The sequence below is a fragment of the Saccharothrix longispora genome (assembly GCF_030852425.1).
Lineage (GTDB): Bacteria > Actinomycetota > Actinomycetes > Mycobacteriales > Pseudonocardiaceae > Actinosynnema > Actinosynnema longispora.
In genome coordinates, this window is sequence record NZ_NSDM01000015.1 from 109,708 (window position 1) to 132,096 (window position 22,389).

Annotated in this window: 6 protein-coding genes and 2 pseudogenes; 5 read left to right on the plus strand and 3 right to left on the minus strand. The window is 74.9% G+C overall.

Annotation, left to right across the window (positions count from 1 at the left end):
* Positions 1–60: 60 nt before the first annotated feature.
* The 3 genes from CKY47_RS30170 to CKY47_RS30180 form a co-directional block, all read right to left on the minus strand.
* Entirely contained in the window at positions 61–8,766 is an 8,706-nt protein-coding gene (locus CKY47_RS30170) for a WXG100-like domain-containing protein (protein WP_306749715.1), read from the minus strand.
* Positions 8,767–8,970: 204 nt separating this feature from the next.
* A complete protein-coding gene (locus CKY47_RS30175; protein ID WP_306749716.1) occupies positions 8,971–9,402 on the minus strand; it encodes a hypothetical protein in 432 nt (143 codons plus the stop codon).
* A 383-nt stretch (positions 9,403–9,785) separates the two neighbouring features.
* Positions 9,786–10,409 carry a DUF2017 family protein gene (locus CKY47_RS30180; protein ID WP_306749717.1) on the minus strand — a complete coding sequence of 208 codons (624 nt, stop codon included), beginning with the start codon at positions 10,407–10,409 and terminating at the stop codon, positions 9,786–9,788.
* 370 nt (positions 10,410–10,779) lie between these two features.
* Here CKY47_RS30180 and CKY47_RS30185 point away from each other — a divergent pair, with 370 nt between their 5' ends.
* From CKY47_RS30185 to CKY47_RS30205, 5 genes and pseudogenes are all read left to right on the plus strand, one after another.
* Positions 10,780–12,618 (plus strand): AMP-binding protein, encoded by a 1,839-nt coding sequence (locus tag CKY47_RS30185; RefSeq protein WP_306749718.1) that lies wholly within the window; start codon positions 10,780–10,782, stop codon positions 12,616–12,618.
* Positions 12,615–13,169: an LOG family protein gene (locus tag CKY47_RS30190; protein WP_306749719.1), complete on the plus strand. Its 555-nt coding sequence runs from the start codon at positions 12,615–12,617 to the stop codon at positions 13,167–13,169. The genes CKY47_RS30185 and CKY47_RS30190 overlap by 4 nt, the downstream gene beginning before the upstream one ends.
* Positions 13,166–14,428, plus strand: a complete 1,263-nt coding sequence (locus tag CKY47_RS30195) for a cytochrome P450 (protein WP_306749720.1) — start codon at positions 13,166–13,168, stop codon at positions 14,426–14,428. Before CKY47_RS30190 ends, CKY47_RS30195 begins: the two co-directional genes overlap by 4 nt.
* Before the next feature lie 44 nt (positions 14,429–14,472).
* A pseudogene (locus tag CKY47_RS30200) lies at positions 14,473–19,875 on the plus strand (type I polyketide synthase); the annotation flags it as partial.
* Between the two features lie 29 nt (positions 19,876–19,904).
* Positions 19,905–22,301, plus strand: a pseudogene (locus CKY47_RS30205) (type I polyketide synthase); the annotation flags it as partial.
* Positions 22,302–22,389 lie beyond the last annotated feature (88 nt).

The window sequence follows — 22,389 nt, forward strand, 5'->3', positions numbered from 1 at the left end:
CACGACCCGCCGCGCGGCGGCGGCGTGCGAGCGGCAGGTGGCTCCGCCGGGGCCGGGCGGTCAGCGCCCTCCTGTTCCGGGCAGCGGGATGTCGAACCCGCCCGTCTCCGCGATGGGCGGGAGCACGGGGGGCCGGCCTGCGCGCGTCGGAACTCGGCGTCGGAACTCCTCCTGTTCGTGGAGCGCGGCGACCTCCCGGTCGTAGGCCGTCTTGGCGTGCCACCACTCCTGCTCCGCGGCCTGCTCCGCCTCCGCCGCGGCGCGTTCCGCGCGCAGTGCGGCGGCGTAGCGGCGCAGCTGTTCGACGTCGACGCCACCCGCCGAGAGCGCGGCGGTCAGGTGGTGTTTGCGCTCGACGAGCCTGCGCAGGTCCAGGGATGCCGTGTGCCAGGCCTGGCGTCGGGCGGCCAGTTCGGTCCTGGCGTTGCGCGCGTTCCCGGTGCGCAGCGGGCGGCTGGTCCCGGCCGCCGCCCTGATCGCGGCGTCGAGTCGCCGGCGGAGTCGGCGGACCTCGACCTCGTGACCGGCGATCGTGCCGGTCAGGTCGTCGAGTTCGGCGAGCCGGTCCGCGCGCGTGCGGGCGTCCGCGTCGATCGGGTGTTCCCGCGCGTCGCGTTCGGCGGTCGCCGCGCGCCTGCGCTGTTCGGCGGTGAGCCACGCCTTGCCCTTGTCCGCCAGCGCCGTGGTGGCGTCGATCAGCGCGGGGGGCAGGGTCCTGCCGGTCATCTCGACGGCTTTGTCGTCGCGCACGCGTACGGCGTACGCGTCGTGCACGGTCACGTCCTGGTAGCTGACCTTGTCGGCGCTGCCGAACAGCGGCTTCGACGCCGGTTTGGCGATGATCCGGAATTCGGCGCCGGTCAGCAGGACGCGGGAGAGCTTGTGCTCGGGGGTGATCGTCCACGGCATCAGCGGCTCGAACGTCCGGGCCGGGCCCGCGGTCCTGGTGTTCTCCGCCCGGTTCGCGGCCGGCGCGGCGAACGTCGTGACCTGCCGTTGGGCCGAAGCGGACTTGTCGTCGAGCGGCTGGCGCGCGGGTGACGCGCCCGACTGGCCCTGGGGTGCCGAGTTCGACTCGCCGCCCGCGCCGAACGGAGCGGTCTGGGCGACCTCCACCGTGCCGCCCGTGGTGAGCTTCACCTCTTCCTTCTCCGTGTCCATCCGGTAGGACTTGATGTCGACACCGGCGCCGGCGCCGGCGAAGCGGGGTGGCGCGGGCAACCGGATGTGGATCTCCACGGTGCGGCCGAGGCCGCCGGGGAGCGGCACCGTGAACGTGCCCTCGGTCCCGGCGGTCAGCCCGGCCCGCACGCTCGCCGGTGTGATGCCCGTCTTGAGCGCGCGCTCGATCGCGGCGGTCGTCCTGACGCCGGAGTGGACGAGCACCTCCTTCGCGTGGGCGCGCAGGAGGTCGACGTCGCCGAAGTAGTGCTCCACCCAGTAGTCCTCCACGCCCGGCAGCCGTGTGGTCTTCGGGCCGCCGTCCCGGCCCGTCCGCCACGTCGCCAGGTCGTCGGTGCTCATGACGGCGGACGTCGCGGGGGCGACGGGCTCGGCGGACCCGAGCCGGCCGCCGTGCTCCGGTTCGGGGAACGCCTCGTCGGCGAGCTTGGTGATCTCGACGTCCTCGGTGACGAGGACGGACGCGAGGGTCCGGCCGTGCCGTTGGAGCGCCACCGTGAGGTCGAGCGTGCCGCGGTGGGTGGCGGCCGGTCCCTTGTGCGCGGCGGCGTGGGTGTACTTCGTCGACCGCTCCGCGGTCTTCTTGTGGTCGCGGACGCCCGTGGTCTTCTCGACGTTGAGGCCGCCGCCGACCTGGCCCTGGGCGCGGCCGTCGGCGGTGGCGGGTCCGGCTTTCTCCTGGATGGTCAGGGCGGGGCGGGCGGACACCATGCCGGTGAAGAAGGTCCGCGTCCTGCTCGTGACCTCCTTGGTGCCGAACTCGGCGGTCACGGCGGACTTGAGCTTGGTGAGGTTCTTGACCGTGCCTGGTTCGGGGGCCTGGGTGAACGCCGCGTCGAGCGTCAGCTCGTAGGTGCGCCCGCTGAAGCGGTCCTCCAGCCGCACGGGGGTGGCCGTGCCGCCGTTGAGCAGGCTGTTGACCATGCGGTTCGCGTCGGACAGGAACCACGTGACGGCGGCGATGTTGGCGTTCTTGGGGTCGAGGGCGCTGTCGGGCAGCAACCGGGCGGCCAGGTCGGGGCCGATGCCGGGGGTTCGGGCCAGGTTGGCCCGGAGGGTGTCGATCCGGGCGCTGAGGTCGATCGGGTCGATGATGCCGCCCAGGCCGATCGACGGTTTTGTCGTCCTGTCCGGTCGCAGCGACGCGGGTGTCTCCACGGCGCGGTCCCCGGTGGGGGTGACGGCACCGCGCTCGGGCGGTCGGCCCGTGCTCAGTTCGTGGAACTGGTCCTCGGTGAGCCAGACCAGCGCCGACTCCGGCAGGTCGACGACCGCGCCCCGGGCCTTGGCCGGGTCGGGTGTGGCGAGCCCGAAGCTGAGGTTGCCCCGGTGTCGTGCCTCGGCGACCACGGTGGCCTCGATGTCGACCCTGGCGAGGATCATCCTCTGCGGCGGGGTGCCGACGGCGAGCTTCTCGCCGCTCTTGAGGTGCGCGGCGGCGGTGGCGCCGCTGCTGGTGCCGTACGGGGAGGCGACGACCACGAAGAGGCCGCGCGCGGCGACCTCGTTGGTGCCTCCCGCGGCGGGTGTGTAGCCCTTCTGGGTCAGCAGCGGGACGGCGACGGCGTAGCCGCGGGCCTGGGTGGTGGTGCCGCCGGAGCCGCTCGCCTTGCTCGACGCCTCGTGTTCGCGCACGACCTCCTGGTACTCCTGGGCCGTGACCTGGCGTGCCGAGAGCGTGGGCCGGAACGTCACGCCCAGGGTCGCGGTGAGGTCCTCGGTGCGGCGTTCGTAGGTGAGCTGCGAGGAGTCGATGACCGTGGTGCGGCTGAACAGCCTGGGGTCGCTCGTGAGCGCCTCGGGTGAGAGCCGGTCGCTGATCGCGCGTGCGATGGCCTGGTTGCGGGAGCGCACGACCGGGTCGTGGTCGGCGGCGGCGCTGAGCACGTCCGTGGCGGACGCCTGCACCGCGGGCGCGGCGGTGAAGGCCACCACGTCGACGTCGTCGAAGGCGCGCGACATCGTGGGCCGCAGGGCGTGCGGCAGCGCCAGGGCGTCCTGGTCGATCGGCCGGTCCGGTCGGCGTGCGCGGCCGTCGTGCGACGGGTCCCGGTCGGGTCCGGTGAGCAGCGCCTCCGGGACGAGCACGCGCAGGTCCAGTTCGACGGGGCCGGGTGCGGTGAGCTGTTCGGTGTGGGGGGCGTGGCGGCCCCGGCGGCCGAAGCTGATCTTGCGGATGCTCTTGTTGTGCCGTTCCGAGTAGTCGATCTCCCCGGTGATGGTCACCTTGGCGCGGAACTGGCGCACCGCGCGGTTGCCGATCTTGCCGTCCTCGGTGAGGGAGTCGCCGCGCTTGCGCTCGACGTTGCGCTTCGCGCCCAGTGTCAGGACGACGTCGGAGAGCCAGGCCCGCGATCCGCGCACGCCCGCGAGCAGCACGCCGAACGGGGAGGTGGACGGCAGGGTGCCGAGCGGTGCGAGCAGCCGGCCCTGCGGTCCGCCGCCGAACTCGACCTCGCGTCCCTGCCCGAACTCGCTGCTGGTGACGTCCTTGGTCCTGGACAGCCCGGTGATCTCGGCGGCGTCGAGCGCCTTGCCCTCCTCGATGTCGCCGACCCGTGCCTTCAGGATGACCGTGACCTCGCGGTCGTGGAACCAGCCGGCGCGCTTGAGCGGGATGTGCAGTCCGCTCCCGCGGTCGGACATGTGCTCGACCAGGTGGGAGATCTCCTGGTCGGAGAGCGCGTCGCCGAGGTTCGCGCCCAGTTCGAGCGCCTGGGCGACCTTGCCGGTCAGCCTGCCGCTGTCGATCCCGGGGTCCGTGAAGGACCGCACGAACCTGCGCTTGTCGTGCTTCCTGTGCTCCAGGTGCCGGAGGAACTTCTTCCTGTCGAAGTACCAGCCCTCCTCCTTGGGCAGCTTCGTGAGCAGGGGGTGGATCGCCCGGTTGAGCAGCTCGCCGCTGGTGAACTCCTCCACCAGGCCGAGCAGCGCCTGGCCGTCCTCGAACTCGCTCGGCCCCCACGTCGTCCGGTCCGGCCCGGAGCGGAACCCGTCGGGGGGGCGCGGCACGATCCCGGCGCGTCCGGCGTGCTCCAGGGTGGCCCACTGGTGCGAGCTGACGTTGCCCTCGAGCGTCCACGGTTTCCGGCCGGCAGCGCCGACCTGGCGGACCTCGATGTCGTACACCACCTCGTAGCGCACGACGTCGCCCTTGATGTCGAGGGCTTCCTTGGCGGCGGTCGACCGCTCCAGGCCGGAGGAGGCGTTCCTCTCCACGCTCGCGTTGTAGGTCAGACCGCCCGCCGCGGTGCCGACGGGTCGGACGTCGGCACCGCCGCCGACGAAGCCGAACACGCCCCAGCGGCGCTTGACCTTGGTCCGGTGGGAGCGCTCGTAGTGCTCGTGCCGCCGTTCGGTGACCGTCATCCCGCCTCTGGTGTCGTTCACCCGGACCCAGCGGGCGACCGCGCGCATCTCGATCCGGGTGGACCGGGGTCGCCACTCCACCCCGCCGCGGCTGCCGCCCCTGAAGATCGGTTCGGAGCGGACCCAGCCGGCCTCCGGGTTGGCGTCCCCGTCGAAGACGACCATCCTGCGCAGGTTCGCCTTGATGTTGTCCTCGCCGACGAACTCGTGGACCACGTCGCGGCCGTGCGCCCCCACGGCGGTCGCCTTGGCGTGCCGGGCTCCCAGCAGCGCGATGACCTGGTCGGCGAAGGGCGGCGGGGAGGCGGGGTGCGTGCCGCGGTGGACGACGACCGATTCCGCGACGAACCGCTTCGGCGGCGGTTCCCGCCGGTCGACCGGGCGGATGCCGTGCCGGGCCAGGGACTCGGTGCGGTCCTGCCCGGCGGTGCCGCGGCTCGTGACGTCGTGGACCAGGGCCCCGGCGTCGTCCTCGGTGGCCAGGTCGGTCGGCACGGTGAGCAGGACGCTCGCCGCGGCTTCGACGACCTGCCCGCCGCCCCCGACGTCCACCGGTTTCCCGTTCGCGTCGACGAGGGAGAACCGCACCGTCAGGGGCACGTCCACCTCGCGCGGCGAGGAGAACGCGATCTTCGACGAGTGGGCCAGTTCCTTCTTGGTGCCACCGCTGACGTCCTCGGTCGGGGCGATCGGGACGCCGGGCACGGCCTGGACGACGAAGCCCGGCATGCCGGAGAACTGCATGGTCGGCATGATGTCGGCGTCGCGCTTGTAGCCGGTCTCCTCCGAGGTCTTGCGCTTGTCCTTGGTCCCGGCGATCAGGGCGTAGGTGCCCGTGCCCGCCGGCTGGGCTCGGTCCCAGTGCAGCGTGGACCTCATCTTCAACTCGTAGGTCCTGCCGTCACCCTTGACGACGGCCCGCGCGCCGCCGTCGGCCAGCGTGCCGGCGATCGATTTCTCGAGCGCCTTGACCACGCCGTCGACGTCCTCCCATTTCCGGACGCCGGTCGCGAACTGCTCCAGCCGTGCGCCGATGTCGAGCGCCTCCCCGCGGGTCGTGCCCTTCTGCCCGGCCACGCCGAGGGAACGGCTGGTGCGCAGGTAGTCGGGCAGGCCGTCCCGGAAAGGCCGCGCCGCGAGCCCGTCCTGTCGGGTCGTGCCCTGCTGTGCGTCGTGCTCGTGGTCCTGCGACTGCTGCTCCTGCTCCCCCGGTTGTTCGACGTCCGCGTTGCGGTCGCGCATCGTCCCGGACGCCTCCGGGACACCGGTGAAGGCCTTGGGCAGCGCGGTGCCCTCCGGCAGGGGCCGGGTGATCCCCCCGGCCTCCTGCGACGGGTCGCCGATGGCGAGGGCCAGGATGTCGACGGAGCGCTGCGGCACGCGGATCTCCGGCATCAGGCGCGGTGTGCCGTCGGGGTCGGTCTCCACGTGGCGGCCCATGACCGTGCCCGCGACGTCGAGCCGGCCGGGGGTGGTGGAGTACTCCTCGACCAGACCGATCATGTGGCCGAACTCGTGCGCGGTGTGCGCGGCGAACTGACCCGGCCGCCAGTGGGTCTGGTCGATGTCGTGCTCGGGGTCCAGCTCGACCACGTGGTGGACCGGCCCGGCACCCGTTCTCGGCATGATGCGGAAGCGGAGCAGGTCGCCGTTGCGCAGGCGCAGGTCGGGCTTGTTGTAGAACTCGTCCACGGCCAGCTGGGCGTCCCGCATCACCTGCTGCTTGGTCGCGTCGTCGTAGCGGCCGCCCGGGTCGAGGTCCACGACCACGGTGACCTCCACGACGACGTCGTGACCCTGCCCGGCACGGCGGACCTCGAACGCCGAGCGCACCGGCGCGGGCCAACCCGGTGCGGTGTGCACGCGTCCGCGCTGCTGCGGGGGTGCGATGTCCAACTGGTCGCGCGGGTAGCCGTGCGGGACGGTGAAGACAGGCTGCGGCTGGGCAGCGCCCACCGCGGGGACGGCCGAGTCGGGAGGGATCGGAGGGTCGACGAAGGCAGCCGGGGTGCCGGGGACGGGCGGGGTGGTGACGTCGTTGCGGCCGTCAGCCGCGAATTCCGGATCGACCTCGGAGGGGTTGTCGACGGGTGGGTTGTTCTCGGAGGTGGTCCCGTCGGGCGACGCGTCCTCGCCGGAGTCGACGGAGGTGTGGCCCGACGACTCGACGGCGGGGGTGTGGAACTGGACCTCCGGGTTCGTCCCGACCGCCTCCACCGGGTGGGCGGTTCCGGCGTGGGGGGTTCCCGGCCGGTCGGTCGCCGGGTGTGGCTGTCCGGCCGGCGGGCGGGTGTCGGTCTCCGACTGCGCGGACGAGTCGGCGGGGGCGTCGATGCCCCGGTCCGGGCCGAAAACTCCGCCCGCCGCCACTCCCCCGATGCCGGGTGGACCACCCGGGACGTGCGAGACCACAGGGGTGCCGGGTGGCAGGGGGTGTTCGCCACCGGGGATCGCCGTGTCCGGCTGCGGCGTCTGCTGCGGGGCCGGCGTGGCGGGGTCGGGCATGACGGGGTCGAGCATGACGGGGTCGAGCATGACGGGATCAGGCATGACGGGATCAGGCATGACGGGATCAGGCATGACGGGGTCGGGCATGCTCGGTTGAGAACCGGTCGGTACCTCGGGCCGGATCGTCACCGGAGCGGTATCCGGCTGCGGGGCGGTGGTCGAACCGGTCGTGGTGCTCGGGGAACTGTCCGCGCCGTGATCGGGTGCCGGTGGTGGCGAGTCGCGCACCGGCAGGTCGGCGGAGGTCCACGGCGGCGGCGCGGTGGAGGCGTCCACCGACCTGTCCCGTGGCGCCGGGGCCTGGGAGTCGTCGCCGCTTCCGCCCGATGCGCCCGGCACGTGGACCATCGGCACCTGTTCCACCGGGGTTCCGGTCATCGGAAGTCGGTCCGGCGACACATCGACCGCAGGCGGCGGCTCGACCACGAGCGTGATCCGGCTCACCGGCAGACGCGGGCTCGTTGCCGGGCCCGGGTCCACCGGCAGGAGCCCCACCGATGTCCCGGCCGGCGGTACGGTGTCGACCGGCGGAAACGCGTCGATCGGCGTCGACGTCGTGACCGGGGGTGCGTCGGCCACCGGGGCACCCGATCGCGGTGTTCCCGTCCCGGTGTACCCGGGCGTGCCGGGCAGCGGAGACGGTTGCCGGGGATGGGGCATCGCCTCGGCGGGCAGTGGTTCGCTCACCCCGTCGATGTTCGGCGCTCCCGTGAACAGGTCGTCGCCCCCGGCAACGGCACCGCTGCTACCGCTCCCGCCGGGACCGGATGCTCCGGAACCGGGCCTTTCCTGTCCTGCGAGCACCGGGGGCTCGTCCGGGAGGACGAACCCGGACGTGTCCGGCGCGGCCACCCGCGGGCCGTTGACGACCTGGTCGATCCTCTCGCCGAGGCCGTCGACGCCCTTTCCCGCGGCGCCGCTGAACCCGCCGTTGACGGCCCCCGCCCACACGTCGTCCATGCCCTGGCCCAGGATCGCGGCCGCGCCCACGCCGACGGCGACGTCGGCGACGGCCTCGGTGAACCCGTGGAACCACGCCTTGTCCTGGATGTCGGGCCTGTACCTGTGCGCGCCGGCGTGCATTCCACCCGCGATGCCGCCCGCCGCGGAACCGGCGACGAACTCGACCAGCGTGCTCTGCCCGTCCCACACGTGCCGATGGCCCTCGATGAACTGCGCGATCTGGGCCAGCGCGCCCTGGAAGACCTCCGCGACGCCCTCCTGGAGCGCTTCGCCCACCAAGCGGATGGCCCGGTGCAGCTGCCCGACGATCCGGTTGACCGCCATGCGGGCACCGGTGACGAACGAGGGCACCAGCGGCGCGGTGAACGGGCTCGCGAGCGCCCAGACGATCGACGAGGCGAAGAACGCGATCTCGATCATCATCGAGTAGATGCCCAGCTCGACGTTCAGCGCCAGGTCGAGCAGGGCGTTCGACTGCTGCCGGGCCAGCGCGACCAACTGCGGCACGGTCGACGCCAGCCGTTCGACGTACTTGCGGAACGACCGCGCGACCTCACCACCGACGGAGCGCTCCACCTCGGTGGTCAACGCCACCAGGGTGTTCCCCATCCCCTGCAGCGTCGTCCCGCCCTCGGCCCAGCCCTGCGCCAGCGCGCGGGTCGCCGCAACGTCGACCCTCGGCGCCTGTTGACCCGCGACCAGGACCCACAGCCAGTCGAAGGCCGGGTCGAAGTGGATGTCCACGGGTCAGCACCGGACCGCTTCGCCCGCCACCGCACAGATCATGAGGTCCCTCCCCAGTTGCACACCGGCGGTGCGCGACCACCCCGCGATCGGGCTCCCGATGCCCGATCGGTGGTCGGACCGGCGGATGTCCGCGTACCGCGTCCACTGCGGGGAGGACGTCCGCCGGGAGTCCTCCCTCGTCTCCCCCGGCGGCGTTCGCCGCTAGGGGTCGGGTGTGGGTCTCAGCGCGTTCCTGCCGAGCTGCTCGGCGCGGTCCTCGGTGGCGACGCAGAAGTCGGCGAAGCCGTGCACCCCGTCGGCGATCAGGTCCACGGCACGGGCGAGGCCGAGCACTCCGTCCAGGAACGCCCTCGCGCCCCGGTGGTAGTCCGGCGCGAACCGTTCCCAGCTCTCGTCCCCCTCGCCGTCGACCAGCGGCTCGTGGGAGGCGACGTCCGAGAACGACTGCCCGAACGAGCGGAAGTTCCCGCCCATCGCCTCGAACCTCCGCGCACCGCGGTGCAGGCCGTCGGTGTCCACGTCGACGCGACCGGTGAGGTGCCCGGTGCGGAGATCGAGGTCCGTCGGTCCGCGACCGCCGGGTGGCGGGGTGCCGCCGTGGCCGCCGTTGCCGGAACCGCTCCTGGTGCTCACGGGTACCGGGCCTCGACCGTCGGCAGGTCCGGTGCGACGCCCCGCCGGGCGGGGCCCCGCGGCGGCACCGACCGGGGACCGGAGTGGTGCGGGGTCACCGCCGTGATCCCGCGGGAGGTCTGCCGCCGGTCGTGAGGGGTGGTCTCGACGGCGACACCCGCGCGTCCGCGCACGGCGCCATCAGGTGTCCGGACTGCCTCGGGTGCGGGTTCGACACGTGGCCCCCTCCTCACCAACTGACGCCGCTGGGCGGCGTTGCGGTCGATGACGAGTAGAGCCGTCCGGTCCGCCCTGATCAACACGATCGGCCCGTGGAGATCTCGAAGGTGCAGACGACGCTGCCCCAACGGGCGGGCGACGGCCGATCGGGTTGCGGTCGACGGCTACCACGGGATGGCCGACGAGTCCGCTTCCCTGGTCGCGTGGTCGTGCAACCGGTCCAGCAGCTCGGCGAGCCAGGCGATCGTCACCGCCGTGCGCTCGACGGTGTCGGGGCCGCCCGCGCCGGCGGCCGCGCTCATCACGGTGATGACGTCCCGTCCCGCGTCGAGCCACGCCCGGGCCTGGGCGACGTCGTCGAGCACCACCACCCCGCTGCCCTCGGGGGGCAGGGTCGCGAGCACCACGTCCAGGCGGTCGACCACGGCTCGCAGGCACTCGGGCTCCCGCCGCACCAGCTCGTGGTCGTCCGCGTCGGCCCCGAGGTGGTGGCGCAGCAGGGCGAGCAGCCGCTCGTCCTCGACGACCGAGGCGGGCAGGGCGAGTCCCACCCGCACACCGAGCAGCTCGACGGGTTCGTGGGAGTCCAACCGCTGCCGGACCAGGCGCTTGAACAGCGTCGCGTACTCCCGCAGCAGCGCGATCTCGTCCTGCTCGAACACCCCGACGACCAGCTCGTCACCCACGCGGTCCCAGCAGATCACCCTCGCCTCCCAGCGGCGCGCACCCGGTCCTTGCGCGGCCAGTGGAGCACCCGCCGCGCGGGGTGCGCGGTCCTCGGCGGGCAAGGCGGCACCTTCGGCGGTGGCCTCTTGCCCGTTCGTCCGGCTCGGGTTCCGGCGGGTGGGAACGGGCACGGTCGACGACGCCGGCTGCGGCAGCGGCCCGCGCAGGTGCGGGTTGCCCGAACGGGCACATCCACGATCTGAACGGTCATTCCCCCCCGTGACGACGCTCGTGCCGTGGCGCCGCGCACCTAACTTCGTGGCTGCCACCAGCGCAATCGGCTTCACGCCCCGCCTGTCCGACGGAGCGGCGGAGTGGGTGGGCCCGGCCGCCGCGGCCGCGGCCCGGAACGCCCCTCCGGAGGGCCACGACCTCGCCGACGACCATCGCGCCCCACTGTCCCGGTCCTGTTCAGGAGGCTGACAGCCGATCATGAGCGACTACGTCCGGAAAATCCTGTCCGACCTGGGGGTCGACGCCGCGGCGCTGCGCGACGACGCCCGACTGCGCGGCGACCTGGGCTTGGACTCCACCGAGATGACGCAGGTGGAGATCGAGCTGAACGAGCGGTTCGGCGTGCGGGTCGACCTGTGGGGCGAGGAGGACTACGAACTGTCCCGACTGGTCGACGCGGTGCTCGGGGAGCAGGCGGCGTCGGTGCGCTACCGCGAGCGCGGGTGGTGGCGGCCGGAGTTCCTGGACGAGCTGGCACTGGGCGGCCACCCCGGTGACCGGGTGGCGCTCGTCGCCGACGGGCGTTCGACGACCCGGGACGAGCTGGACGCGGCCGTGTCGGGCTGCGCGGCGCGATTGGCCGGACTCGGGATCGCGCCGGGTGAGCACGTGCTGGTCCAGCTGCCCAACCAGGTGCAGTACGTCGTGCTGGTGCTCGGGCTCGTCCGGCTCGGCGCGCGCCCGGTCCTGGCCCTGCCCGCGCTGCGCGAGCACGAACTCGACCCGGTGCTGGAGGCGGTGCGGCCGGTGGCGTTGGCGGTGCCGGCCCGGCAGCGCCGGTTCGACCACCTCGCGCTGGCGGAGGGGCTCAAGGACCGGCACCCGTCCGTGCGGCGCCTGCTGGTCTCCGGCGGGGTCGACCCGGAGCGCGGCCACGTCGACCTCGACGCCCTGGTCGACGGGCCGCCGGTGCCGTTCACCCCGCAGCGGCGGGCACCGTCGGACATCGGGCTGTTCCTGCTCTCCAGCGGCACCACCGGCGCGCCCAAGCCCATCCCGCGCACCCACGAGGCGTTCGGGCACGTCATCCGCACCTCCGCGGAGGTGTCCGGGCTGACCGCCGGGTCGGTCTACCTCGCGGCCATGCCCGCGACCCACAGCTTCGTCTTCGGCCACCCCGGCATCCTCGGCGCGCTGGTGCGCGGTGGGCGCGTCGTGCTGCACGAGCCGCACGACCCCGCCGCCACGCTGGCCCTGATCGAACGCGAACGGGTCACGCACTGCGCGCTGACCCCCTCCCTCGCCCGGCAGTGGCTGACCGCCACCGGCTCCGGCCGGTACGACCTGTCCTGCCTGGAGGTGCTCCAGGTCGGCGGGGCACGCCTGGACGAGGACACGGCGGCGCGGCTCGCCGAGGTGTTCGGCTGCCGGGTGCAGCAGGTCTACGGCATGAGCGAGGGACTGCTGAACTTCACCCGGCTCGACGACCCGGCCGAGGTGGTGTTCGGCACCCAGGGCCGGCCCTCCTCCCCCGGCGACGAGACCCTCGTGGTGGACGAGGCGGGCCGGCCGGTCGCCGACGGGGAGGTCGGCGAGCTGGTCACCAGGGGGCCGAGCGTCATCACGGCCTACCACGGCGGCGCGGCCCCCGAGTCCTTCACCGAGGACGGCCACTACCGCACCGGTGACCTGGTGTACCGCGACCCGTCGGGCAACTTCGTGGTCGCGGGGCGGGTCAAGGACGTGATCAACCGCGGTGGCGAGAAGATCCCGGCCGACGAGCTGGAGGCGCTCGTGCTCCGGCACGACGGAGTGCGCGCGGCGGCGGCGGTCTCGATGCCCCACCGCGTGCTGGGCGAGGCGGTGTGCCTCTACGTCGTCGGCCACGACGACGGCGGCGCGCCCGGGCTGCGGGAGGTCCGCCGCTTCCTGGAGGACAGCGGGCTGGCCCGGTTCAAGCTCCCCGAACGGCTCGTGGAGGTCCCGGAGCTGCCGCTGAAGGGCGTCGGCAAGGTCGACAAGGTCCGGTTGCGCGCGGACATCGCGGCCCGGTTGGCGGCGGAGTCCGGCGCACCCGGCCAGGGGGTGTCGTCGTGATCGCGGTGTGCGTGTTCTGCAGCGCGGCCGAGGACATCCCGGCGCGCCACGTCGACCTCGCCGGGCGCACGGGCGCCGCGATCGCCGCGCGCGGCTGGACCCTGGTCTCCGGGGGCGAGCGGGTGTCCATGATGGGGTCGGTCGCGCGCGGGGCCCGCGCCGGCGGGGGCACCACGGTGGGCGTCGTCCCGCGCTGCCTGACCGACCGGACCGATCCGGACTGCGACGAACTGGTCCTCACCGACTCCCTGGGCGAGCGCAAGTCGGTGATGATCGACCGGTCCGACGCCCTGCTCGCCCTGCCCGGCGGTCTGGGCACCTGTGACGAGCTGTTCGAGGCGTGGACCACGCGGATGCTGGGCCTGCACGCCAAGCCGGTGGTGGTGCTCGACCCGGACGGGCACTTCACCGACCTGCTGCGGTGGGTGGACAGCGCGGTCGACAGCGGCTTCATCGGGGCGCGCTCCCGCGACGCCCTGGTGGTCGCGCGGGACGTGGACACCGCGCTGGACGCGTGCCTGCCGCGAGTGCGCCGGCGGGTGCCGTCGTGATCCCGGGCGGCACGCCCGGGGCAGGTGGACCGCCCGCGGTTCCCTCCCTGGGCGAGCGGGACGAGGCGTTCATCGCGGACCCCTTCCCGTGCTACGGGGCGCTGAGGGCGCGCGGCCCCGTGCACCGCGTGCGGCTGGCCGACGGGCGCGCGGTCTGGCTCGTCGTCGGCCACGACGAGGCGCGGGCGGCCCTGGTGGACCCGCGGTTGAGCCGGGAGTGGGTCAACGCCTCCCCCGACTACGCGGGCCCGGTGGGGCCTGCCGGGCCGGGCCGCTCCGCGATCGGCAAGCACCTGCTCATCGCCGATCCGCCGGACAGCGCCCGGCTGCGCGGGGTCGTGCTCAAGGCGTTCAGCCGCTCCCGGGTCGAGTCGCTCGCACCGCGCATCCGCCGCGCGACCGACGGGGTCCTGGGCTCCTTCGAGCGCCGGGGCCGTGCCGACCTGGTGGCGGACTTCGCCGAACCGCTCGTCGGCGAGGTGGTCGGGGGGCTGGTCGGCGTGCCCCTGCTGGAGCGGGACGCGGTGGCGCGGTGGACGCACGAACTGGCCCACCCCGAGGACGTGGAGCAGGAGGTCAGGGCCGCGGCCGCGCTGACCACGTGGGTCGAGCGGTTCTCCGGGCACAAGCGCCGCCACCCCGGTGACGACCTGGCGAGCGCGTTCGCCGGGCTCGCGCGTGACGACCCCGGCACGCTGGCCCCGGACGAGGTGCCCGCCATGGTCTTCCTCGTGCTGATCGCCGGGTACCGCACGTCGGTGCACTTCCTGAGCAACGCCCTGCTCGCCCTGCTGCGCCACCCCGAGCAGCTCGCCGACCTGCGCGCCGACTGGTCGCTGCTGGGCGGCGCGCTGGAGGAGGCGGCCCGCTACGACGGGCCGGCCAACACCACCACGGTCCGGTTCACCCTCGCGCCCGTCGAACTGGGCGGCGTGACGATCCCCGGCGGCGGGCAGCCGGTGTGCATCGCGCTGTCCGCGGCCGACCGCGACCCGTCGCGCTTCCCCGACCCCGACCGGTTCGACATCCGCCGCGACACCGGCGCGCACCTCGGGTTCGGCCGCGGCGGCCGGTACTGCGCCGGGGCGCCCCTGGCCCGGACGCTGGGGGCGATCGCCGTGCGGACGCTCCTGGAGCGCTTCCCCGACCTGCACGCGGCCCCGGACGAGGTCCCCGACCGGCATCCCGGGCTGCTCTTCCGCGGGCTGCGGCGCCTGCCGGTGGGGTTCACCCCCCGGGCGCGGCCCCGAACCCTCTGACACCACCAGGAAGGCGACACGTGGACGACCACCGGTCACCCGTCACCGACGACCCCATCGCGATCGTGGCGATGGCCTGCCGACTGCCCGGCGGGGTCACCGCGCCGGAAGACCTGTGGCAGGTCCTCCTCGACGGCGCCGACGTGCTCTCCGGGTTCCCGACGGACCGCGGCTGGGACCCCGACCTGTACGACCCCGACCCGACCAGGGTCGGCAAGGTCTACCTCAAGCGCAGCGGGTTCCTGCACGACGCGGCGGAGTTCGACGCCGGGTTCTTCGGCATCTCCCCGCGCGAGGCGCGGGCGATCGACCCGCAGCAGCGGGTGATGCTGGAGATCGCCTGGGAGGCGGTCGAACGGGCGGGCATCGACCCGCGGTCGCTGCGGGGCAGCCGCACTGGCGTCTTCGCCGGTGTGACCAACACCGACTACGGCGTGCGCTGGATGACCGGCGCGCCGAGCCTGCCCGAGTTCGAGGGCTACCTGGTGCTGGGCAGCTCCAACAGCGCCGCCTCCGGTCGCGTGTCCTACGCGCTGGGCCTGGTGGGGCCGGCGGTGTCGGTGGACACGGCGTGCTCCTCGTCGCTGGTGGCGCTGCACCTGGCGAGCCAGGCGCTGCGCCGGGGCGAGTGCGATTTGGCGCTGGCCAGCGGGGTCACCGTGCACACCACGCCGGGCGTGTTCCAGGACTTCAGCAGGCAGCGCGGGCTGACCACGGAGGGCAGGGTCAGGTCGTTCGCCGCCGGGGCGGACGGCACCGCCTTCGGCGACGGCGCGGGTGTGCTGGTGGTGGAGCGGCTGTCCGACGCCCGTCGCAACGGGCACCCGGTGCTGGCGCTCGTGCGCGGCTCGGCGGTCAACCAGGACGGGGCGAGCGACCAGCTGTCCGCCCCCAGCGGCGCGGCGCAGGAGGAGATGATCCGCCAGGCGCTCGCGGACGCCGGGTTGCGCCCCGGCGACGTGGACGCGGTGGAGGGGCACGGCACCGCGACCCGGCTGGGCGACGTCAGCGAGGCCACGGCGATCCTGGCCACCTACGGGCAGGACCGGCCGGCCGACCGGCCGCTGTGGCTGGGCTCGGTGAAGTCCAACATCAGCCACACCGTCGCCGCCGCCGGCGTCGCGGGCGTGATCAAGGCGGTGCTGGCCATGCGGCACGGCGTGCTGCCGCGGACCCTGCACGTGGACGAGCCGACCCCGCTGGTGGACTGGGGCAGCGGCGCGGTCCGGCTGCTGACCGAGCAGCGCGAGTGGCCCGACACCGGCCGGCCCCGCCGCATCGGCGTGTCCTCGTTCGGGATCAGCGGCACCAACGCCCACGTCGTCCTCGAACAGGCGCCCCCCGCACCCGACGAGCCGGGCACCGGCGGGACGCCGCCCGTCGCGGCGGTCACGGTGCCCTGCCTGCTCTCCGGCCGGTCGGAGACGGCGTTGCGCGAGCAGGCGCGCGCCCTGCGCGCGCACCTCCTGGAGCACCCCGGGGCGCGGGTGGCCGACGTCGGCTTCTCGCTGGCGACGACCCGCAGCGCCTTCGAGCACCGCGCCGCGGTCCTCGCCGCCGACCGGGACGCGCTGCTGGCGGGGCTGGCGGCGGTGGCCGACGGCGAACCCGCCGGCACCGTGCTGCGCGGCACCGCCGGGCACGGCCGCCCGGTGTTCGTCTTCCCCGGCCAGGGCACCCAGTGGGTGGGCATGGCGGCGGAGCTGCTCGATTCCTCCCCGGTGTTCGCCGAACACGTCCGCCGCTGCGACGAAGCCCTCGCCCCCCACCAGGACTGGTCGGTGGCCGACGTGCTGCGCGTCGCCCCCGGCGCCCCGCCGTTGAGCCGCACGGACGTCCTGCAGGCGGCGGTGTTCGCCGTGCTGGTGTCGCTGGCCGAGCTGTGGCGCGCGTACGGCGTGGAGCCCGCCGCCGTGGTGGGCCACTCCGTCGGCGAGGTCGCCGCCGCGCACGCGGTGGGCGCGCTGTCGCTGGAGGACGCCGCGCGGGTCGTCGCGGTGCGCGGCCAGGCGATGACCTCGCTCATGGGCCGCGGCGACACCCTCGCGGTGGCGCTGCCCGCGCGGGAGCTGGCGTCCCGCCTGGAGCCCTGGGGCGACCGGCTGTCGATCGCCGCCGTCAACGGCCCCGGCAGCGCGGTGGTCTCGGGTGAGCTGGACGCGCTGGAGGAGCTGCACGCGCGGTGCGCGGCGGACGGGGTCCGGGTCCGCAGGTTGAACCTGGGCCTGGCGGTGCACTCCGCCCAGGTCGGGGAGATCCGGGAGCGGCTGCTGCGCGACCTGGCGACGGTCGCCCCGCGCCCGTCGCGGGTGCCGTTCCACTCCTCCGTCACCGGCGGTGTCCTCGACACCACGTGCCTGGACGCCGACTACTGGTACCGCAACGCCCGGCAGGCGGTGCGGTTCGAGGAGGCCACGCGCAGCCTGCTGGCCGACGGTCACCGGCTGTTCCTCGAACCCAGCCCGCACCCGGTGCTGACCCTGGGCGTGCAGGAGACCGCCCAGGCGGCGAAGGTGGCGGTGGCGACCGTGGGCACGCTGCGCACCAACCGCGGCGGTCCGGAGCAGGTGGTGCGCGCGCTCGGCGAGGCCCTCGCCCACGGCGTCGAGGTGGACTGGCGGGCCGTGTTCGCCGGAACCGGGGCGCACCGCGTGGACCTGCCGACGTACCGGTTCCAGCGGCAGCGCCACTGGCTGGACCTGCACCGGGGCGGTGACGCCGGGTCGCTGGGTCTCGACCGGGTCGAGCACCCGCTGCTGGGCACGGTGGTGGAGGTGGCGGGCACCGGCGGGCTGCTGCTCACCGGCCGGTTCTCCCGCGCGACCCACCCGTGGCTGGCGGAGCACGTGGTGCTCGGCGTGCCGCTCGTGCCGGGCACCGCGCTCGCCGAGGCGGCCCTGCACGCCGCGCGGTCGAGCGGCTGCGACGTGGTCGAGGAGCTGACCCTGCACGCCCCGCTGGTCGTCCCCGAGCGCGGGGAGGTTCGGCTCCAGGTGGCCGTGGGGCCTCCCGGCGAGGCCGGGCGGCGGACCTTCGACGTGCACTCACGGCCGGCCGACGGGCCGCCGGGCGGGTGGGAGCTGCACGCGACCGGCACGCTCGGCGTCGGGCAGGTGCTGCCCGCCCCGGAGCGGGAGTGGCCGCCGCGGGACGCGGACGCGTTCGACACCGCCGACCTGTACGACCGGTTGGCGGCGCGCGGCTACGACTACGGGCCGGTCTTCCGGTGCGTGCGGGCGGCGTGGCGGCGCGGTGACGAGGTGTTCGTCGAGCTGGCCCTGGACGACGACCGCGCCGCCGAGGGGCACGTCCTGCACCCGGCGCTGCTCGACGCCGCCGGGCACGTGCCCACGCTGCTCTTCCTGGAGGGGGGCGGGGACGGGGTGCTGGCCCCGTTCGCCTGGCAGCGGGTGGCGGTGCACGCCGCCGGGGCGTCGGCGGTGCGGGTGCGGACGACGGTGACCGGCGAGAGGGCGACCTCCTCGACGATCACCGGTGCCGACGGGCGGGCGGTGGCCTCGATCGGGGCCGTCGTGTCGCGGCCGGTCGACGCCTCCCGCCTGGCCCGGCTCACCGACCGCACCGGGGACTCGCTGTTCCGGTCGGTGTGGACCGAGGTGCCCCGACAGGCCGCCCCACCCGCCCCGCCGGGGCGCACGGCGGTGCTGGGCGTGGACGAACTGGGGCTGTGCGCCGGACTGGCCGCCGCGGGCTGGGACGTGGTCGGTCACGCCGACGTCGCGGCGCTGCTCGCCGGTCTCGACGGCGGTGAGCCCGTCCCGGACGCGGTGTTCCTCACGGGGCTGGTCGAGCCGACCGGCGCACCGGTGGAACGGATGGCGGACGAGGTGCGGGCCGTCCTCGGCGGCACCCTGGACGTGCTGCGGTCCTGGCTCGACGACGGCCGGCTCGCCGGCTCCCGGCTGGTCCTGCTCACCCGCGGCGCGGTGCCGGACGGCCGCGACGGCGTCACCGACCTCGTCCGCGCGCCGCTGTGGGGCCTGGTGCGCAGCGCGCAGACGGAGAACCCCGGGCGGTTCGCGCTGCTCGACGTCGACCACACCGCGTCCGGCGACGCGCTCGCCGCCGCGCTGGCCGCCGACGAGCCGCAGCTGATCCTGCGCGAGCACGCCCTGCTCGTGCCGCGCTTGGCCCGCGCGCTGCCGGCGGCGCCACGTGACATCCCCGCGGTGCTCCCGGACCGCACGGTGCTGGTCACCGGCGGCACGGGTGTGCTGGGCGCGCTGGTGGCGAAGCACCTGGTGACCGCCCACGGGGTCCGGAACCTGCTGCTGGTCGGCAGGCGGGGTCCCGACGCCCCCGGCGCCGGGGAGCTGACCGCCGAACTGGAAGGGCTGGGTGCGCGCGTGACCGTCCTGGCCTGCGACGTCGCCGACCGCGCGGACCTGGGCCGCGCGCTGGCCCGCGTCCCGACCGAGCACCCGCTCGGCGCCGTGGTGCACACGGCGGGCGTCCTGGACGACGGCGTGCTGGGCGCGCTGACCCCCGAACGGCTCGACCGGGTGCTGCGGCCCAAGGTCGACGCCGCCCTCGCGCTGCACGAGGCGACGGCGGAGCTGGACCTGACCGCGTTCGTGCTGTTCTCCTCCGTCAGCTCCCTGGTCGGCAGCGCCGGGCAGGCCAACTACGCGGCGGCGAACGCGTTCCTGGAGGCGCTGGCCGACCGCCGCCGCGCGCTGGACCTGCCGGCCACCGCCCTGTCGTGGGGCCTGTGGGGCGGCGACGGCGGCATGGCGTCCGGTCTCGCCGAGGTCGACCTCGCGCGGATCAGGCACAGCGGGATGCGACCGCTGACCCACGAGCTGGGCATGGCGTTGTTCGACACCGCGCTGGACCGCGACGACGCGGTCCTCGTCCCCGCCCAGCTGGACCTGGCGGCCCTGCGGGCGAAGGGCGCGGACGTGCCCGGCCTGTTCCGGGACCTGGTCCCGGCTCCGGCGCGGGGCGTGGTCCCCGCGCCGAAGGCGGACGTCGACGGACTGCGGCAGCGGTTGGCGGGCCTCCCGGAGGCCCGGCGCGAGCAGGAGCTGGTCGACCTGGTGCGCTCGCACGTCGCCGTGGTGCTGGCGCACAGCAGCCCGGAGGGGGTCGACGTGCACCGGCCGTTCACCGAGATCGGTTTCGACTCGCTGATCGCGATCGAGCTGCGCAACCGGCTCAACGCCGCCACCGGCGTGGACCTGTCGGCCACGGCGGCGTTCGAGCACTCCACCACCACCGCCCTCGCGCTGCACCTGGCGGAGCTGCTGCTCCCCGCGACCGGCGCGGACCCCGGCGGCGCGCGCCCGGACACCGGGCACGACCACACCGGGCACGACCACACCGGGCACGACCACACCGGGCACGACGACATCGAGCACATGGACGCCGAGGCACTGGTGCGGCTCGCGCTGGCCGGCTCCGGGGATTCGGGGGAACGACGATGAGCACCTCGACGGACCGGCTCGTCGAAGCGCTGCGCGCCGCGCTGCTGGAGAACGAACGCCTCAAGGCGGCACGCCCGGCGCCCGACGAGGTGCCGGCGGACCCGATCGCCCTGGTGGGCGCGGGCTGCCGCTATCCGGGCGGCGCGGACTCCCCCGAGGCGCTGTGGCGGCTGGTGGCCGCCGGCGACGACGCCGTCACCGACCTGCCCACCGATCGCGGCTGGGAACGCTGGTGCGGTTCCTCGACGGATCTCGCCGCGGCGCTGGAGGCCACCGGCGGCGGTTTCCTCCACGACGTCGCCGACTTCGACGCCGGGTTCTTCGGCGTGTCCCCGGAAGAGGCCCTGGCGATGGACCCGCAGCAGCGCCTGCTGCTGGAGGTCGCCTGGGAGGCGGTCGAGCACGGCGGGATCGACCCCCTGTCGCTGCGGGGCAGCCGCACGGGGACCTACCTGGGCGTGATGCACCACGACTACCTCACCCACTTCCTGACCTCGCCCGGGTACGAGGACCGGTCGGCGGGCCACCTGTTCGGCGGGAACACCGGCAGCGTCGCGTCCGGCCGGGTGGCCTACGCGCTGGGCCTGGAGGGCCCGGCGGTGTCGGTGGACACGGCCTGCTCGTCGGCGCTGGTGGCGGTGCACCTGGCGAGCCAGGCGCTGCGCCGGGGCGAGTGCGACCTGGCGCTGGCGGGCGGCGTGGCGGTGATGGCGACGCCCTTCCTGTACCGGGAGATGAACAACGCAGGCCACGTGGCCCCGGACGGCCGCAGCAAGTCGTTCGCCGGGGCGGCGGACGGGCCGTCGCTGGGCGAGGGCGCCGGGGTGCTGGTGCTGGAGCGGCTGTCGGACGCGCGGCGGCACGGGCACCCGGTGCTGGCGGTCGTGCGGGGCTCCGCCGTCAACCAGGACGGTCCCCGCCACGGGCTGCACACGCCGACCGCCCCGGCGCGGCAGCGGGTGATCACCGAGGCGCTGGCCGCCGCGGGCCTGCGACCGTCCGACGTGGACGCCGTGGAGGGCAGCGGCACCGGCAGCAGGCTGGACGACCCGTTCGAGGTGCAGGCGCTGCTGCGGACCTACGGGCAGGACCGCGCCGGCGACGAGCCGCTGTGGCTGGGCTCGGTCAAGTCCAACATCGGGCACGCGCAGGCCGGCGGCGGCGTGGCGGGGATCGTCAAGGTCGCGATGGCCATGCGTCACGGGGTGCTGCCGCGCACACTGCACGTGGACGAGCCCACCCCGCTGGTGGACTGGGGCGGCGGCGCGGTCCGGCTGCTGACCGAGCAGCGCGAGTGGCCACGGGGCGGACGACCGCGTCGGGCCGCCGTCTCGGCGTTCGGCATCAGTCACACCAACGCGCACGTCGTCCTGGAGGAGCCACCGACCGAGGAGGGCGCGCCGGGGGACGGCGGTGAGCGGCCCGCGGTGGTGGCGTGGCCGCTGTCGGGGCGCTCGGAACGGGCGCTGCGGGCGCAGGCGGCGCGCCTGCTCGCCCACGTGACGGCGCACCCGGACCTGGACGTGGTGGACGTGGGCTTCTCGCTGGCCACCACGCGCAGCGCGTTCGAGCACCGCGCCGCGGTGCTGGGACGCGACCGCGACGAGCTGGTGCGGGGCCTGGCGGCGTTGGCCGGGGACGGGACCGACCCGGCCGTGGTGCGGGGCACGTCGCCGGCCGCCGGGCAGCGGGTCCGCGTGGCGGTGCTGCTGCCCGACGAGCGGACGCCCCCGCACGGAAGGGTCGACGCGCTGCGCGATGCGCTCCCCGGTTTCGCCGGGGTGCTCGACGAGGTGCGCGCCGGCGCGCCGGTCGACGCGACGGCGGTCGCGTTCGCGCTGGGCGTCGCCCTGCACCGCGAACTGGAGCGGTACGGCGTGCGCGCGGACTTCCTGGCCGGGTGCTCCGCCGGGGAGGTGGCGGCGGCCCACCTGGCGGGGGCGCTGTCCGTCGAGGACGCCGCCTCCCTGCTCGCGGCCTCCCGCGGCGGTGGCGAGGCGACCGCGGCGTTCGAGTGGGCGGTGTCGACCGTGCGGCCCGGGTCGTTCCGGGTGCCGGTGGTCTCCGCCGTCGACGGCGAACCGCTCGCCTCCGAGGCGCTGCGCTCCCCCGGGCACTGGGCGACCCTGTTCCAGGGCACGACCACCGACCTGCCGCGCCGGCTCGACGAACTCGGCGCGACCACCCTCGTCGTACTGGGGCAGGGCGGTGCGCCCCCGCGCGACGGGGCGACGCCCGTGCCGGTGACGGGTGCGGAGTGGGGTGCGGGCGGGCCACCCGTGGCCGCGCTGGCCCGCCTCCACGTCGGTGGTGTGCGGGTGGACTGGCGGGCCGCCTTCAGCGGGAGCGGGGCACGTCGGGTGGACCTGCCCACCTACGCGTTCCAGCGCGAGCGCTACTGGCCCGACCCGCTCCCCCGCGGGTGATCGGTCGACCGGCCGGCGGTCCGCGGACCGCCGGCCGGTCGAGCGTCGGCCCGGCATGCGGGCGACAACAGCCGGGCGCAATCGTCCC

Bases quoted from the DNA above. Each gene is read 5' to 3' on its own strand.
- CKY47_RS30185 (WP_306749718.1), top strand. From the start codon at position 10,780: ATGAGCGACTACGTCCGGAAAATCCTGTCCGACCTGGGGGTCGACGCC.